Origin of the sequence: Pedobacter sp. PF22-3 (assembly GCF_026239555.1) — a bacterium.
Classification (GTDB): Bacteria; Bacteroidota; Bacteroidia; order Sphingobacteriales; family Sphingobacteriaceae; genus Pedobacter.
Map to the genome: position 1 here is coordinate 488,283 of NZ_JAPIVP010000002.1, position 14,581 is coordinate 502,863.

Sequence of the window (14,581 nt, forward strand, 5' to 3'; positions counted from 1 at the left end):
CCCAGACCTTGAAGCATTACCGTTGTTATTGTTTTGGGAAATTGTTTAAATAATTGTTGTGAGTCTAAACCTGTCGACGACGTGTTAATTGTTGAAATAACAACTTTTCGTTATTCGATAAGTTCAGTATAACAGACACCCATGAAATGTCGTCATTGCGAGGAGGAACGACGAAGCAATCTTTCATGCTAGCGACCGTTGCAATAAAGATTGCTTCGTCGGCTGAAAAAGCCTTCTCGCAATGACGATTTCTGCTAACTAAAGTGCATCAAGTGCGAGATTTAATTTCAGCACATTTACTGATGAAGGGCCAAATAAACCCATAAATGGTTTAAGTGTATTCATGGCCACCAGTTCTTTCACTTTTTTAACATCGATTTTACGGGCTGCTGCAACCCTGTCAACCTGAATAGCAGCACCTTGCGCTGAAATATTTGGATCAAGTCCGCTTCCTGATGCAGTAACCATATCGGCAGGGATATCTGATTTTTTAATGCCCGGATTGTATTTCAATAAAGTATCAATACGCGATTGCACCTCTTTTAAGTAATCGGGATTAGATGGCCCTTTGTTTGAACCTGCGGAACCCGCTGCATTGTAGGCCACAGCTGATGGTCTTCCCCAGAAATATTGAGGTTTGGTAAACGACTGACCCAATAATGCATAACCTACTGTTTTACCATTTTTGGTGATTTTTTCTCCTCCCCCGTTTCCTTTAGACATTTTACCTATAAAGGCAACGGTAACCGGATATATCACGCATAACAATACCAATAATACTAGTGTTAAGCGGATGGATTGAATGATGTACTTTTTCATCTTTTTATTTTTTTAAATTCTTATTCGATTCGTCATTCCCAACTTGATTGGGAATCTTCAAGCGCCTGCATTAAGATTCTTCGCTGCGCTCAGAATGACATTTATACAAATAGGCCAACCAATAAATCAATTATTTTAATCCCTATAAACGGAGCCACTACACCACCAATACCGTATATAAAGAGGTTTCTGCGTAATAAAGCAGTTGCACCAATTGGCTTGTAAGCCACACCTTTTAGGGCCAACGGAATCAGGATTGGAATAATGATGGCGTTAAAAATCACGGCTGACATGATTGCTGATTCTGGTGAATGCAAGCCCATAATATTCAGGCTCTGCAAGGCAGGAATTGATGCGATAAACAAAGCCGGAACGATTGCGAAATACTTGGCCACATCATTCGCAATGGAAAAAGTGGTTAATGTACCGCGGGTAATCAACAATTGTTTACCGATTTCTACGATCTCAATCAGTTTGGTAGGGTCATTATCTAAATCAACCATGTTCCCTGCTTCTTTTGCAGCCTGTGTTCCACTGTTCATGGCTACACCCACATCGGCCTGTGCCAAAGCAGGCGCATCATTGGTACCATCACCCATCATCGCTACCAGCTTACCAAGGGTTTGTTCATCTTTAATGTAATTCATTTTATCCTCAGGTTTAGCCTCAGCAATAAAATCATCAACACCCGCTTTCTCTGCGATATATTTAGCTGTCAATGGGTTATCTCCGGTAACCATAACTGTTTTTACGCCCATTTTCCTTAAGCGCTCAAAACGTTCGCTGATACCTGGTTTAATAATATCCTGTAATTCGATTACGCCAAGGGCTTTTTCATTCTCAGCTACCACTAAAGGTGTTCCACCATTGGTGGCGATGGCTTTTACATGGTCTTCAATATCAGAAGGGAAGTGATTTCCAGCTTTTTGCACCATATTCCTGATCGAATCAAAAGCACCTTTTCTGATCCTTTTACCATCTACGGTATCCAATCCGCTCGAACGGGTTTCGGCAGTAAACTTGATAAATACAGATCCTTCTGGTGTTCCGGCAGATTTAACACCCTGCTCAGCGGCCAGTTCGATAATCGATTTTCCTTCCGGGGTTTCATCGGCCAACGAGCTTAATACGCAGGCATCGGTAAAAGCTTTAATGTTTACGCCTGCTGTAGGATAAAAATTGGTTGCTTTACGGTTACCAATGGTGATGGTTCCGGTTTTATCTAAAAGCAGTACATCAATATCTCCAGCAGTTTCTACGGCTTTACCCGATTTTGTAATCACGTTCGCCCTTAAGGCCCTGTCCATCCCTGCAATTCCAATAGCAGATAAAAGTCCGCCGATAGTGGTTGGGATTAAACATACAAACAGGGAGATCAACGCTGCAATGGTTATTGGTGTATTGGCATAATCAGCAAAAGGTTTCAAGGTTACGCATACAATAATGAATACCAGGGTAAAACTGGCCAACAGAATGGTTAATGCTATCTCGTTTGGTGTTTTCTGACGTGATGCACCTTCCACCAAAGCAATCATTTTATCTAAAAAACTTTCTCCCGGAGCTGTACTTACCTGAACTTTAATCTCATCAGATAAAACTTTTGTTCCGCCGGTTACCGAAGACTTATCACCTCCTGATTCGCGGATTACCGGGGCAGACTCACCAGTAATGGCCGATTCGTCAATAGTAGCAATACCTTCAATAATCTCTCCATCTGTTGGAATGGTATCGCCGGTCTCACAAATAAACACATCTCCTTTTTGTAACTGGTTGGATGAACGGATTTCGATCGTTCCGTTGGCCAAAAGCACTTTAGCTGGCGTTTCTTCTCTTGTTTTACGAAGACTGTCGGCCTGTGCTTTACCTCTTGCCTCTGCAATGGCTTCAGCAAAGTTTGCAAACAGAACAGTAAGCAACAGAACTAAAAAGATGAAGAAATTGTACAAAGGCGATCCTTGTCCGCTATGGCTGAAAGAGTATACGGTAACGTAAGCCATTACCAACGTTCCGATTTCTACGGTAAACATTACCGGGTTCCGTACCATTACCCTTGGATCAAGCTTAATGAAGGATTGTTTTAGTGCGGTCTGCACTAAGGCAGGTTCGAACAATTTATTATTGGGTTTCATTATATGTTTATTTAAGCATGGTAAAATATTCTGCCAACGGGCCTAAAGCCAGGGCAGGAAAATAAGAAAGTGCATTTAAAACGATGATTACAGCAAAAGTCATCAGTGCAAATGTTTTGGTATCTGTTTTAAGCGTACCAGCCGATTCAGGGATGAATTTTTTAGCTCCTAGTAATCCAGCGATAGCAACTGGGCCAATAATCGGTAAGAAACGGCCTAAGAAGATTACAATACCAGTAGATAGATTCCAGAATATATTATTATCCCCCAATCCTTCAAATCCCGAACCATTGTTCGCATTTGATGAAGTCATTTCATACAGCATCTCAGAGAATCCGTGGAAACCAGGATTATTGAGCCAGCTTTTAGGTTGAACAGCCCAGGCAGCATTGCCATGATTGGTAAAAATATAACTTGCAATGGCTGTACCAGCAAGGATCAAAAACGGACTCAACAAAGTGATAATTGCCGCAATTTTGATTTCTCTTGCTTCTACCTTATGGCCAAGAAATTCTGGTGTTCTGCCTACCATGAGCCCCGAAATAAATACAGCAACGATCAGGTAGATGAAATAATTCAATAAACCTACACCACAACCGCCATAAAATGAGTTGATCATCATTCCAAGTAACTGCCAGGTACCCGACATCGGCATGGTACTATCGTGCATACCGTTTACAGAACCCGTAGAAATAATCGTAGTTACCGTTGACCAATAAGCAGAGGCAGCAGGACCGAAGCGGACTTCTTTTCCTTCCATTGCTCCTGTAGTTTGTGAAATACCCATTTTTGCCAAAGCTGGATTTCCGCCCAGTTCTGAGCTAAGCATAGGGATGAGCAGCATAAACAAACCAATGGTCATGACCCCAAAAATGGTCCAGGCCAATTTTTTCCTGCGGATAAAATAACCAAAAGCAATTACCATGGCAATCGGAATAATGACCTGAGCAATCAACTCAACCATATCGGTAAAGTAACTTGGGTTTTCAAAAGGATGTGCCGAATTGGCTCCAAAATAGCCTCCGCCATTTGTACCTAAATGTTTGATCGCAATCATTTGAGCAGCCGGTCCTCTCGAAACATTAACAGTATCGCCTTGTAGAGAAATGAATTTATCTTTACCATCATAACTTGCAGGTGTACCGCTAAAAGTTAAGATTAAGGCCATTACAAATGATAAAGGCAATAATAAACGGGTAATTGATTTCACAAAAAATTCCCAGAAATTGCCAAGTTCGGTTGTTGTTTTATCTCTAAATGCTTTAAAAAGAACAACTGCAGCTGCTATACCTGTTGCCGCACTTACAAACTGAAGAAACATCAGCACGTATTGTTGAGTGAGGTAACTGACGCCACTCTCACCAGAATAGTGCTGGAGATTACAGTTGGCAACAAAGCTGATAATGGTGTTAAAAGCAAGATCTGGTGTCATTCCAGGATTCCCATCCGGATTTAATGGAAGCTTATCCTGAAAAATAAGTACAAAAAAGCCATAAAACAACCATAGTATGTTAATGGTAAGCAGTGTTTTCAACTGCTGTTTCCAGTTCATCTGTTCTTTGATATTGATTCCGGAAAGCTTGTAAATACCAGTTTCCAATGGTTTTAAAAAATCCGTCCAGACTTTTTCTCCTGCAAAAACCTTGGCCAGGTATTTACCCAAAGGGATGGCGATAACCAAAGTGAGCAGAAATGTGGCAATAATGCCGGTTAATTCAGTATTCATTTCTTTAATTTGTTAAATACTCCAATAGAAGGAGGTAAGGATTAAAATTTTTCGGGTTTAATCAGCACGTAAATCATATAGATAAATACGGCGATGGCGATAATAAATAATGCGATCATAGTGTTAGATTTTTTCGAACCAGTTTATCGATTTGTAAGTAGCCCAGCAGAGCAGCACCAGGATTAAAAAAAGTAATATTGTCATGATTGTAATGATTTTACAGGCCAGTAACCAACTCTTATACCACAAAAGAGATAAACCCATTAAACAACTGAAAAACAGCATATTAAATAAATAACCCATGCCTCAAGTATAATCAGGCATAAAAAAACCCTTCCATTTTGGAAAGGTTTTTTTCATATTGGTGGCCGTAATTATGCTAAGCTGATTGGCCATGCAGGCATAAAAGCTATTTATTCATAATTACTAAATACTAAGCTTTTTTGTTCTTCGGTCGCTCACCTAAGGCCCCCATTCATTTGCAAAGCACCTTTAAATTGGATATACTCATTGGGTTTCTCTGGTTTATGTCCAAAAGCTTCTCGCCGAATTATTTCTGAATAAGTAAATGAATAATAATCGTTATAATGACGATTATTATTTAAATTAGAAAAAAATTCTAACCAAAATCATCACTTCTTATAAAGCCGGAATAGTTTTGTTGCTGATGCTTTAATTGAATTTAACAATTAACTTTTAACAGAAAATGGAAAGAAAATCCTGGCTTTTTGCCGTACTCATCTTACTGGCGACTAATGTATTTGCTACAAATAAAAAAATAGCCAATGAGCCCGATTCTGCATATTTATTTGCTTACAATGCAAACGGACTTCGGTTTGCCTGGAGTTTAGATAAACAGAGCTGGACGCCGATAGGAAATGATTATACCTTTTTAAAAAGCGACTATGGACGATGGGGAAGCGAAAAAAAAATGATAACGCCTTTCCTTATCCAGGGCAAAAACGGACTTTGGGTATGTATCTGGAGCCTGAACGACCACACATTACAATTTGCCACCTCAAGTTCAAAAGATCTTGTAAGCTGGAGTCCGCAAAACTATCCTTATGTGAAGCAAGGTAAAAATGTTTTACGTCCAGTTATTAAATATGATGGTAACCTTGATGAATATATTGTAACCTATGCGGATGCAAACGAAAAATATTTCCAAACCAAAACTAATGATTTAAGCCATTACAGCCCAGCAAAAGAAGTCGCAGCTTCAGCTTATATTAATGGAGGTACATCGGTTAATCTACCCAATATAGGTAATGGCCAGGTATACCGTTTACCATGGAAAGTTATTTTGGGCTTAAAAAAAGCATATGAATTAAAAGATTATAAAAACAAACAGGATAGAGAAAGCACTAAAGATGATGCACAGCGTTTTGCCGGGCTTAAAAATGTGGAGGCAAAAATAACTTTCCAACCCGATAAAGCAAAAGCGATCAGTAATATGCTCACAGGTGTATTTTTCGAAGATTTAAACTATGCAGCCGATGGCGGTTTATATGCAGAGCTCATTCAGAACCGCGATTTTGAATATCATCCGCGTGATAAAGAATATAATGATAAAAGCTGGAACAGCAGTTATGCCTGGACATTGAAGGGCGATCGTGCAACCATGAAAATAGATTCGGTTTCGCCAATTCATCCCAATAATCAGCACTATGCAGTTTTGGATATCCCCCTTGCCGGAGCATCCATTCTTAATGGTGGTTTTGATGGAATAGCATTGAAAAAAGGCGAAACTTATGATTTTTCATTATCAGCAAAGTTATTGAATATAAAAAAGATGAATCTCGAAGTAAGGCTGGTAAGTGATAAACATGGAATTTTAGCTAAATCAAATTTAACCATCGCTTCAAACAACTGGAAAACAGCAGCCTTAACTTTGGTATCTTCAGCAGATGTGACCGATGCAAAGCTCGAAATTGTGATGGCTAATCCAGGGCGTATTGCAATTGACATGGTTTCGTTGTTCCCAAAGAATACTTTTAAAGGCCGTAAAAATGGTTTAAGGGCAGATCTGGCTCAAACCATTGGATATATACGCCCCCGTTTTGTGCGTTTTCCCGGCGGTTGCCTTGCACATGGTGATGGCATTGCCAACATTTACAAATGGAAAAACTCAATCGGCCCTTTAGCTGAACGTAAACCAGACCGAAACCTTTGGGGCTATCATCAGACTATGGGACTCGGTTATTATGAGTATTTCCAGTTCTGTGAAGATATTGGTGCTGCACCCGTTCCGGTAATAGCTGCCGGTGTACCTTGCCAGAATTCGGCTACAGGTGGTGGTGGCCAACAGGGGGGCATCCCAATGAGCGAAATGGATCAATATGTACAGGATATAGTAGATTTAATAGAATACGCCAATGGCGATATAAAAACCCAATGGGGTAAGAAACGTGCCGAAGCAGGTCATCCAAAACCATTTAACCTGAAGTACGTAGGTATTGGCAATGAAGACCAGATTACAGAAGTATTTGCTGAACGGTTTACGATGATTTATAAAGCATTGAAAAAATTGCATCCCGAAATTACCGTGATCGGTACTGCAGGTCCATTTTTTGAAGGGACTGATTATGAAGCTGGCTGGCAAATTGCATCGAACCTTAATGTTCCCATTATTGACGAACATTATTATCAATCGCCTGGTTGGTTTATCAATAATCAAAATTTTTACGACAGTTACGATCGGTCTAAATCTAAAGTTTACCTGGGTGAATATGCGGCGAGCTTACCAGGCGGTAATAGAACCAACATGGAAACCTCGCTGGCTGAAGCATTATATCTACTTTCACTGGAGCGTAATGGTGATGTGGTATGCATGGCGTCTTATGCCCCACTTATCGCTAAAGAAGGGCATACACAATGGAATCCTGATCTTATTTATTTTAACAATGCGGAGGTAAAACCTACAATAGGCTATTTTGTACAACAATTATACGGACAAAATGCAGGTAACGAGTATATTCCATCAACCGTGGTTCTTTCTTCAAACCAGGAAAACGTAAATAAGCGGGTGGCTTGTTCGATGGTTAAAGATGCTAAAACAGGAGATTTGATAGTTAAACTGGTTAACCTACTTCCGGTAACCGTAAAAACCTCGCTTGATTTCAATCAGCAACAGCTCGGAAAAAATGCCATTAAAACGATACTTACTGGGAACCCGGATGATAAAAAAGCTGTTCCAATTATTACAAATATCAGTACTGAGGCAACCAGACAACTCGAACTCCCCGCTTATTCATTCACCGTTTTAAGATTTAAATCGAAGTAGTTACAATATAAAATACTATTGCAATTAAGGATGCACAATCTGATCAGACTGCGCATCCTTTTTAACTCATACTGAACCAATAAATCGCTGCGTTAAGATTAGAAATTTGTATTGACAATTAATTGGCTTCTGCCGGAATCAATAAAATCAAGTGGAATAATACCAAATTTACCATGGGTGTTATTGGTAAAAAAGGTTGTAATTTTTGGGTTTACCGAATTCGACACCGTAGTAATACTTGGAATACTGAATACACCAGCTTTATAACCACTTGCATAGTTCAGGTAAAGTTTATTTGAAGTATCATTTTTGGCTTCATTTAACAAGGTTTCTATTCTCGTCCACTTGGTATTTACATCACTAACATTGTAAAAATCCTGAACCTTTAAATTTGCAGCAGCATTATTGATATCAAAAGTGGTATTATCTGCCCATGCAGTTGCATCGATCCCTTTTGGTGACGATCCTGAAAATCTTCTCAACAACCTGATTTTCCCACGGATACTGCCCAAAGTGGGAATGTTGTTTCCCAAATCCCACTTACCGGGATTTTGCTGTACATAACTGTCGAATGTTTGTTCGAAAGAACGGCTATTGTTCGATGGGGTATGTTCTTCTTTTACGCTCATAATAATGGCTTCTGTTGGGTGGGTGTTCAGGAAATTGATACAGGCATTCAGCACATCATTAAAATTAAGATTTTGATAAATGGCTCCATGATGAATGGCAAAAGCGTTGTCGATGTGCCTGCAGCGGATATCAAGGTAACGTACGCCTGCATTTAACTGATCGGAAATGCTCAGGTTCTGACATTTAGCCGTACCTGAAACAGGTTCGATCGTAGCGCCGGAATCGTGCGTACCTGGGATAGAAATGAGTGCTATGCTGTTTTGATCGGCAAGTACGCTCATCCAGTTATTAAGCGAAAAACTTAATAAAGCCGCATTTGGATTTACATTTTCTTTGAGTTTTGGTCCGGAAAATTTTTCAGTGTCTTGTTTTTCTTTTTTACAGGCGCTAAAGGTAAGCACCAGGGCCACAAAAAGTGGTAGTTGTAATTTTCTCATAGTTTTTTTAAGATTGATGATTTATTTGGTTCAGGTTTAATAAAACTAGTAAAATGATTTACTAAATCGATATACCAGGGATAATTTCATAATTAATTAATATTGATTGGCTAGTCACACGATCTATTTCGTATTGACGTAACGAAATAGTTATATTGCAGCATTAAATTATAATGAACATTTTTACAAAAAATAATCTCAGCAAACTGTCTTCATTACTTTTCAAAAAGCAATGTGTATTTGCTGTTTATCTCCTACTGGCTTTGGTAGCTGGTTTTAAACAATATCATCACCATTCTTATAACAATTATCTGATTTTTAAATATGTATATTGGCATACCGTCGATTTACAGCATTTATACAATAATTATCCGGAATATAGAGACAGTAACCACTACGGACCTATATTTTCAATTTTCATAGCGCCTTTTGCTTTATTACCTGATGGATTGGGCTGTATACTGTGGAATATAGCCAATGTAGCCATATTACTTTGGGGAATTTACAGCCTACCCATATCACTTAACAAGCGAACCATAATTGCATGGATCTGCGCACATGAAGCCTTAACTGCACTTTTCAGCTTTCAGTTCAACATTGCCCTAACTGGACTAATTTTGCTCAGTTTCTCTTATCTTATTAAAAAGAAAGAAGTACAATCTGCTTTTTTTATTGCATTAGGCACATTGATCAAACTTTATGGCATTGTTGGATTGGCATTTTTCTTCTTCACTAAAAATAAGTTAAAATTTATCATAGGCGGCTTAATTGCTTTTGCAGTACTCTTTATTTTACCGATGGTAATTTCATCTCCGGCATTTGTAATTCAATCATATAGCGACTGGTACCATTCCCTGGCCCATAAAAATGGCCTAAATGCATCATTAACCTCATTTCAGGATATTTCTTTAATGGGAATCGTTAGAAGAGCAACAGGAAACGTAAACATTCCCAATCTCCCATTTTTATTAGTTGGTCTGATATTATTTGCTTTGCCCTATCTACGGATTAAACAATATAAACATGTTGGCTTCAGGTTAATGTTATTGGCATCGACACTTATTTTTACTGTTATATTTAGCAGCGGTTCCGAATCGCCAACCTATATTATCGCTTTTGCGGGCGTTGCCATTTGGTTTATGGTGCAGCAAAACCCAAAAAAATGGTGGATAATAGCCTTGTTTATTTTTGCGTTTATATTAACCAGCTTATCGCCAACGGATATTTTCCCTAGGCCGGTTAAAGAATTTATTCGTCTATATTCGCTTAAAGCCCTACCTTGCGTTATCATTTGGCTAACCATAATCTATCAAATGATGAAAGAAGATTTTGAGTCTTATCTGATTGCCGATAATGAATAAATTAGTTTCTATAGTAATTCCAGCCTACAACGAAGCCGATAATATTTTTGTAATTGCCGAAAGTATTAAAAAAGTTTTTTCGTCCATCAATTATAACTACGAAATTATCCTGGTGGATGATGGTAGTGCCGATCATACACTCGAAAAAATTAAGGACTACGCCTCAACAGCAAATAATATATTTTTTCTCGAATTTTCTAAGAATTTCGGTCACCAATTGGCTGTTAAAGCTGGCATGGACCATGCTTTTGGCGATTGCGTAATTTCTATGGACTGCGATATGCAACATCCTCCAGAATTGATTCCCGACATGATTGCAAAATGGGAAGCGGGTTATGAAGTAGTTTACACCATTCGCGAAGAAGATAAAAATTTATCTAAAGGTAAAAGAAGCTCTTCAAGTCTGTTTTATAAAGTATTAAATTGGCTTTCTGATATTGATTTGGAACCTGGCGCAGCTGATTTTCGCTTACTTGATCAAAAAGTTGTCAATGTTTTCAGGAATTTTCACGAAAACGAACCTTTTCTACGTGGTTTGGTGAAGTGGCTTGGTTTTAAACAGTTTGCCATTCGTTATCATCCAGCAGCACGCTTTTCGGGAAATAGCAAATATACTTTGAAAAAGATGATGAGGCTGGCACTACATGGCGTTACTTCATTTAGTATAAAACCATTATATTCGGCAGTCTATTTAGGTTTTATTCTCTCCTTTGCCTCTGTACTATATATCCCATATATTATTTACGCATTTGTAAATCATGTAGAAGTTTCTGGCTGGGCATCTGTAATTATGACTATTGTCTTCTTTGGAGGATTACAGCTTATTATCTTGGGCATAATAGGTATTTACGTAGGAAAAATGTTTATGCAAACTAAAAACCGTCCGAATTATATCATCCGTTCATCCAATATTCAACAAAAATAAATGGTACTGTTAAGTTTTGATATCGAAGAGTTTGATATGCCTTTCGAATATGGAAAAGATATTTCTTTTGAAGATCAGATTGCCATTTCGAAAGCAGGTACCATGGCCATTTTAGATATCCTGGATAAATACAGTGTAAAGGCCACTTTTTTCTGTACCGTTACTTTCGCCGAAAATATCCCCGATCTGATTAAACGGATTACCGAAACAGGACACGAACTCGCTTCACATGGCTACTATCATTCTGATTTTAAACCAGAGCATTTACTTCAATCAAAACTAAAACTAGAAGAACTTTCGGGTAAAGAAATTACAGGTTACCGCATGGCGAGAATGATGCCTGTTGATGAAAAGGAGATCGAAAAAGCCGGATATACCTACAATACTTCCATTAATCCAACTTATTTGCCAGGGCGATATAATAATTTTAATATTTCACGAACGCATTTTATTAAAGATAACGTTTTGCAAATTCCTGCTTCCGTTAGCCCATTAATTCGTTTTCCGCTATTTTGGCTCTCTTTCCACAATCTGCCTTTAGGCATTTACAAAACTATAGCCAGCTGGACTTATAGAAAAGATAAATACCTGAATATCTATTTCCACCCCTGGGAGTTTACCGATTTAAAAGATTTTGAGCGTTTTGGTTTCCCTGGTTATGTAAGTAAAAACACAGGAATAAAAATGATTGAACGCATGGAAGCGCTTATCTCGTGGATGAAGGTGAAAAATTATCCGTTTGGGACCTTTCAGGAGTTTATTAAAACCCTGAAATCTTAGGTTTTTAATAGATTTATTTTTTCGTTTGACATTCAGGGCATTTTCCGGAGTGTTTAGCCCCGGGCGATGCGGCATCACCGAAGCATAGCGAAGGGATATAGCGGAGCACGGGAACAAACCTAAATAGTTGTAATGCCTTTGCGCTTCAAAAAAACTAAAAACCTCTTTTTTATTTATACGACTCTGCCAATTTAAGTGCATTATAAGCATTTACAATCCCTCCGCTCACACATATTTCGCTAAAAAGCACACGGGTATTCTCCCCTCTATCATTCTTGTATTTGATCTTATGTGCTACTTTCGAAACAGATTTCATAATGATTTCTCTCACTTGAGCGGGTGTCAATTCCGGATAATAGCTTAAAATCAGACCGGCCAAACCAGCTACAACCGGCGATGCCATACTTGTTCCATCAGCCTCTTCATATTTGTTATCTGGCACCGTCGATTTGATCAAAAACCCTGGAGCAAAAACATCAACGCTGTACTTGCCATAATTAGAGAAATCGGCTTTCAGATTATCATCATCTTTATAAGCACTTGCACCTACTTCAATCCAATTATTGGCATGGGGTAGATTAAACTTTGCTGAATCTACTGGTACAGGCTTTACAAATGGAGATCGGTTATAAGGTGGCCTCATACCCATTCCGTTTTTTTGTGCCATTGGCTTAGGTGGTGTAAAATCGGGCTTGCTGGGTTTTTTATTGGCTTCCTTATAAGTTTCTGCCTCTTTACTGTCAAAAAACTTATTGGGAAAATTTTCTTCAATATCGTTATTCTGGTTATCGTTCCCTGCAGCATGCACTAATAATACACCTTTTCTTTCTGCATATTTAACCGCAGAATCTACGACTTTTTTATCCCACTTGTAACTTTTACCAAAACTCATGTTAATTACCCTGGCGCCATTATCAACTGCATACCTGATGCCGTTAGCCACATCTTTGTCACGTTCATCGCCGGTGGGTACGACCCTAATAGCCATAATACTGACGTGATTGGCTACCCCCAAAATACCGGTCGAATTAGTACGATCAGCGCCAATAATTCCCGATACGTGTGTACCATGAAAAGCATCGGGACCTTTAACATCGTTGTTTCCATAATCTTTTTGGTACGGATTGCTATAATCATCGCCAACCAGCTCAGCGCGCATGTCATATTTAGGATTTAGGTTGTACTTCAGCATCGCATCGTATTGCTTATATCCTTCCTTTATGTTTTTATAAAACTTCTCAAAACTACCATCTTCTTTAGCTCCTTTTCTGATGATCGTTTTTACCTGTTCTTCAGTTTCATCATCAGCCTTATACCGATCAACATCATCCATCGTCGGGATTTCTTTTTTATTGATCTTAGCCACAGAATCTAAAACTTTGTTAATGGCAATCAAAACAGAAAAAGTATTACTGGCATCTTCGTATTTTTTACCGAAATCGCCAACCATTTTCTTATAAAGTTTAAATTCTTCTTTTTGCGTACTATCTAAAGGAGTTAGATTCGTTGTTGATTGATATTTTGGAGTATAAATTCTTAGCAAACGAACCAGTTCTAAATTATCGAATTCCAGATTGCCCTTTTTAGAACCGATAAAATTCCAGCCATGAATATCATCAATATACCCATTGCCGTCGTCGTCTATTCCGTTTCCAGGAATCTCTTTTTTATTCGTCCATAAAACACTTTGCAAATCAGGATGATTGATATCTACACCACCATCAATTACCGCCAAAATAATTTTTTGTTTAGGTTGTTTATCCTTTAGAATTTCACGATAAGCTTTCTCCGTGCTAATACCGAAATATCCATTCTCCTGTAAATCGAGATTAAACCAATTTGCAGGTAATTGTACATTCTTACTTTGCGCAAAAACGCTAAAATTTAAACACAAAATAAAAGCAAGAAAAGTTAATTTCTTAAGATTCACATTCATCATCATAATATGTACGTAATACTACAATAATACGGTTTTATTACTTTCAGGATGAAAGTTTTCACATCTTTTAACAAGCCAAATCAATCTGTTTTGAACTATAGTTTCTTGTATGTATAGTTTGGGTTCTTTCCTGCTGTGCGCTTAAAGATTTCAAAAATATAATTTGTTGATTTTTTTTGAGCGCAGTTTCCTGTTCATTTAGGTTGCGTTCCGTCCTGCTGTATGTTTTACTCCGCCAATGAAGAATTGGCTCCGTGCTCACTTCCATCAGGGCTATTTTAGTTAGGTCGGAACATGGAAGAAGTAAAATGGATGATGGAATGGTCTCCACGGAGATCAGCGTGATCTGCGGGAACATCCACCTTAAGTTTGCTTAACACCTTAATGGTGAGAAAATTTTATGGTTCCATTTAACATTAAGGGATTAAGAACATTAAGAAAAAGAACCTTTGCCCAATCCTTTATTTCTTACGCCTTAACGATCGGAAATAATACGTATCGAAAAGTCTATAAACGAAGAAAACCCTTCAACATTTCTGCTGAAGGGCTTCT

10 protein-coding genes are annotated in these 14,581 nt (G+C 38.4%); 4 read left to right on the forward strand and 6 right to left on the reverse strand.

Annotated features, from left to right (window positions below; all coding sequences use genetic code 11):
• Positions 1–258: 258 nt before the first annotated feature.
• From OQX63_RS05065 to OQX63_RS05080, 4 genes are all read right to left on the reverse strand, one after another.
• A complete protein-coding gene (locus OQX63_RS05065; RefSeq protein WP_265849794.1) occupies positions 259–819 on the reverse strand; it encodes a K(+)-transporting ATPase subunit C in 561 nt (186 codons plus the stop codon).
• A 101-nt stretch (positions 820–920) separates the two neighbouring features.
• Positions 921–2,948, reverse strand: a complete 2,028-nt coding sequence (gene kdpB, locus OQX63_RS05070) for a potassium-transporting ATPase subunit KdpB (protein ID WP_265849795.1) — start codon at positions 2,946–2,948, stop codon at positions 921–923.
• Between the two features lie 7 nt (positions 2,949–2,955).
• Entirely contained in the window at positions 2,956–4,674 is a 1,719-nt protein-coding gene (kdpA, locus tag OQX63_RS05075; protein WP_265849796.1) for a potassium-transporting ATPase subunit KdpA, read from the reverse strand.
• 41 nt (positions 4,675–4,715) lie between these two features.
• Complete coding sequence (locus tag OQX63_RS05080; RefSeq protein ID WP_082035969.1) at positions 4,716–4,793, reverse strand: potassium-transporting ATPase subunit F; 78 nt, start codon at positions 4,791–4,793, stop codon at positions 4,716–4,718.
• 587 nt (positions 4,794–5,380) lie between these two features.
• Between OQX63_RS05080 and OQX63_RS05085 the strand changes: the two genes are divergently transcribed.
• Entirely contained in the window at positions 5,381–7,957 is a 2,577-nt protein-coding gene (locus OQX63_RS05085; protein WP_265849797.1) for an alpha-L-arabinofuranosidase C-terminal domain-containing protein, read from the forward strand.
• Positions 7,958–8,055: 98 nt separating this feature from the next.
• Here OQX63_RS05085 and OQX63_RS05090 read toward each other — a convergent pair whose 3' ends face one another.
• The gene (locus OQX63_RS05090) at positions 8,056–9,024 is read right to left on the reverse strand and encodes a phosphatidylinositol-specific phospholipase C (RefSeq protein WP_265849798.1); all 969 of its coding nucleotides are present in this window, start codon (positions 9,022–9,024) and stop codon (positions 8,056–8,058) included.
• Positions 9,025–9,197: 173 nt separating this feature from the next.
• Between OQX63_RS05090 and OQX63_RS05095 the strand changes: the two genes are divergently transcribed.
• The 3 genes from OQX63_RS05095 to OQX63_RS05105 are packed head-to-tail and all read left to right on the forward strand — an operon-like array spanning position 9,198 to position 12,090.
• Positions 9,198–10,385 carry a glycosyltransferase family 87 protein gene (locus tag OQX63_RS05095; protein WP_265849799.1) on the forward strand — a complete coding sequence of 396 codons (1,188 nt, stop codon included), beginning with the start codon at positions 9,198–9,200 and terminating at the stop codon, positions 10,383–10,385.
• Complete coding sequence (locus tag OQX63_RS05100; protein ID WP_265849800.1) at positions 10,378–11,310, forward strand: glycosyltransferase family 2 protein; 933 nt, start codon at positions 10,378–10,380, stop codon at positions 11,308–11,310. Before OQX63_RS05095 ends, OQX63_RS05100 begins: the two co-directional genes overlap by 8 nt.
• A complete protein-coding gene (locus OQX63_RS05105; RefSeq protein WP_265849801.1) occupies positions 11,311–12,090 on the forward strand; it encodes a polysaccharide deacetylase family protein in 780 nt (259 codons plus the stop codon).
• A gap of 169 nt (positions 12,091–12,259) precedes the next feature.
• Here OQX63_RS05105 and OQX63_RS05110 read toward each other — a convergent pair whose 3' ends face one another.
• Complete coding sequence (locus OQX63_RS05110; protein ID WP_416276527.1) at positions 12,260–14,026, reverse strand: S8 family peptidase; 1,767 nt, start codon at positions 14,024–14,026, stop codon at positions 12,260–12,262.
• Between the last annotated feature and the right edge of the window lie 555 nt (positions 14,027–14,581).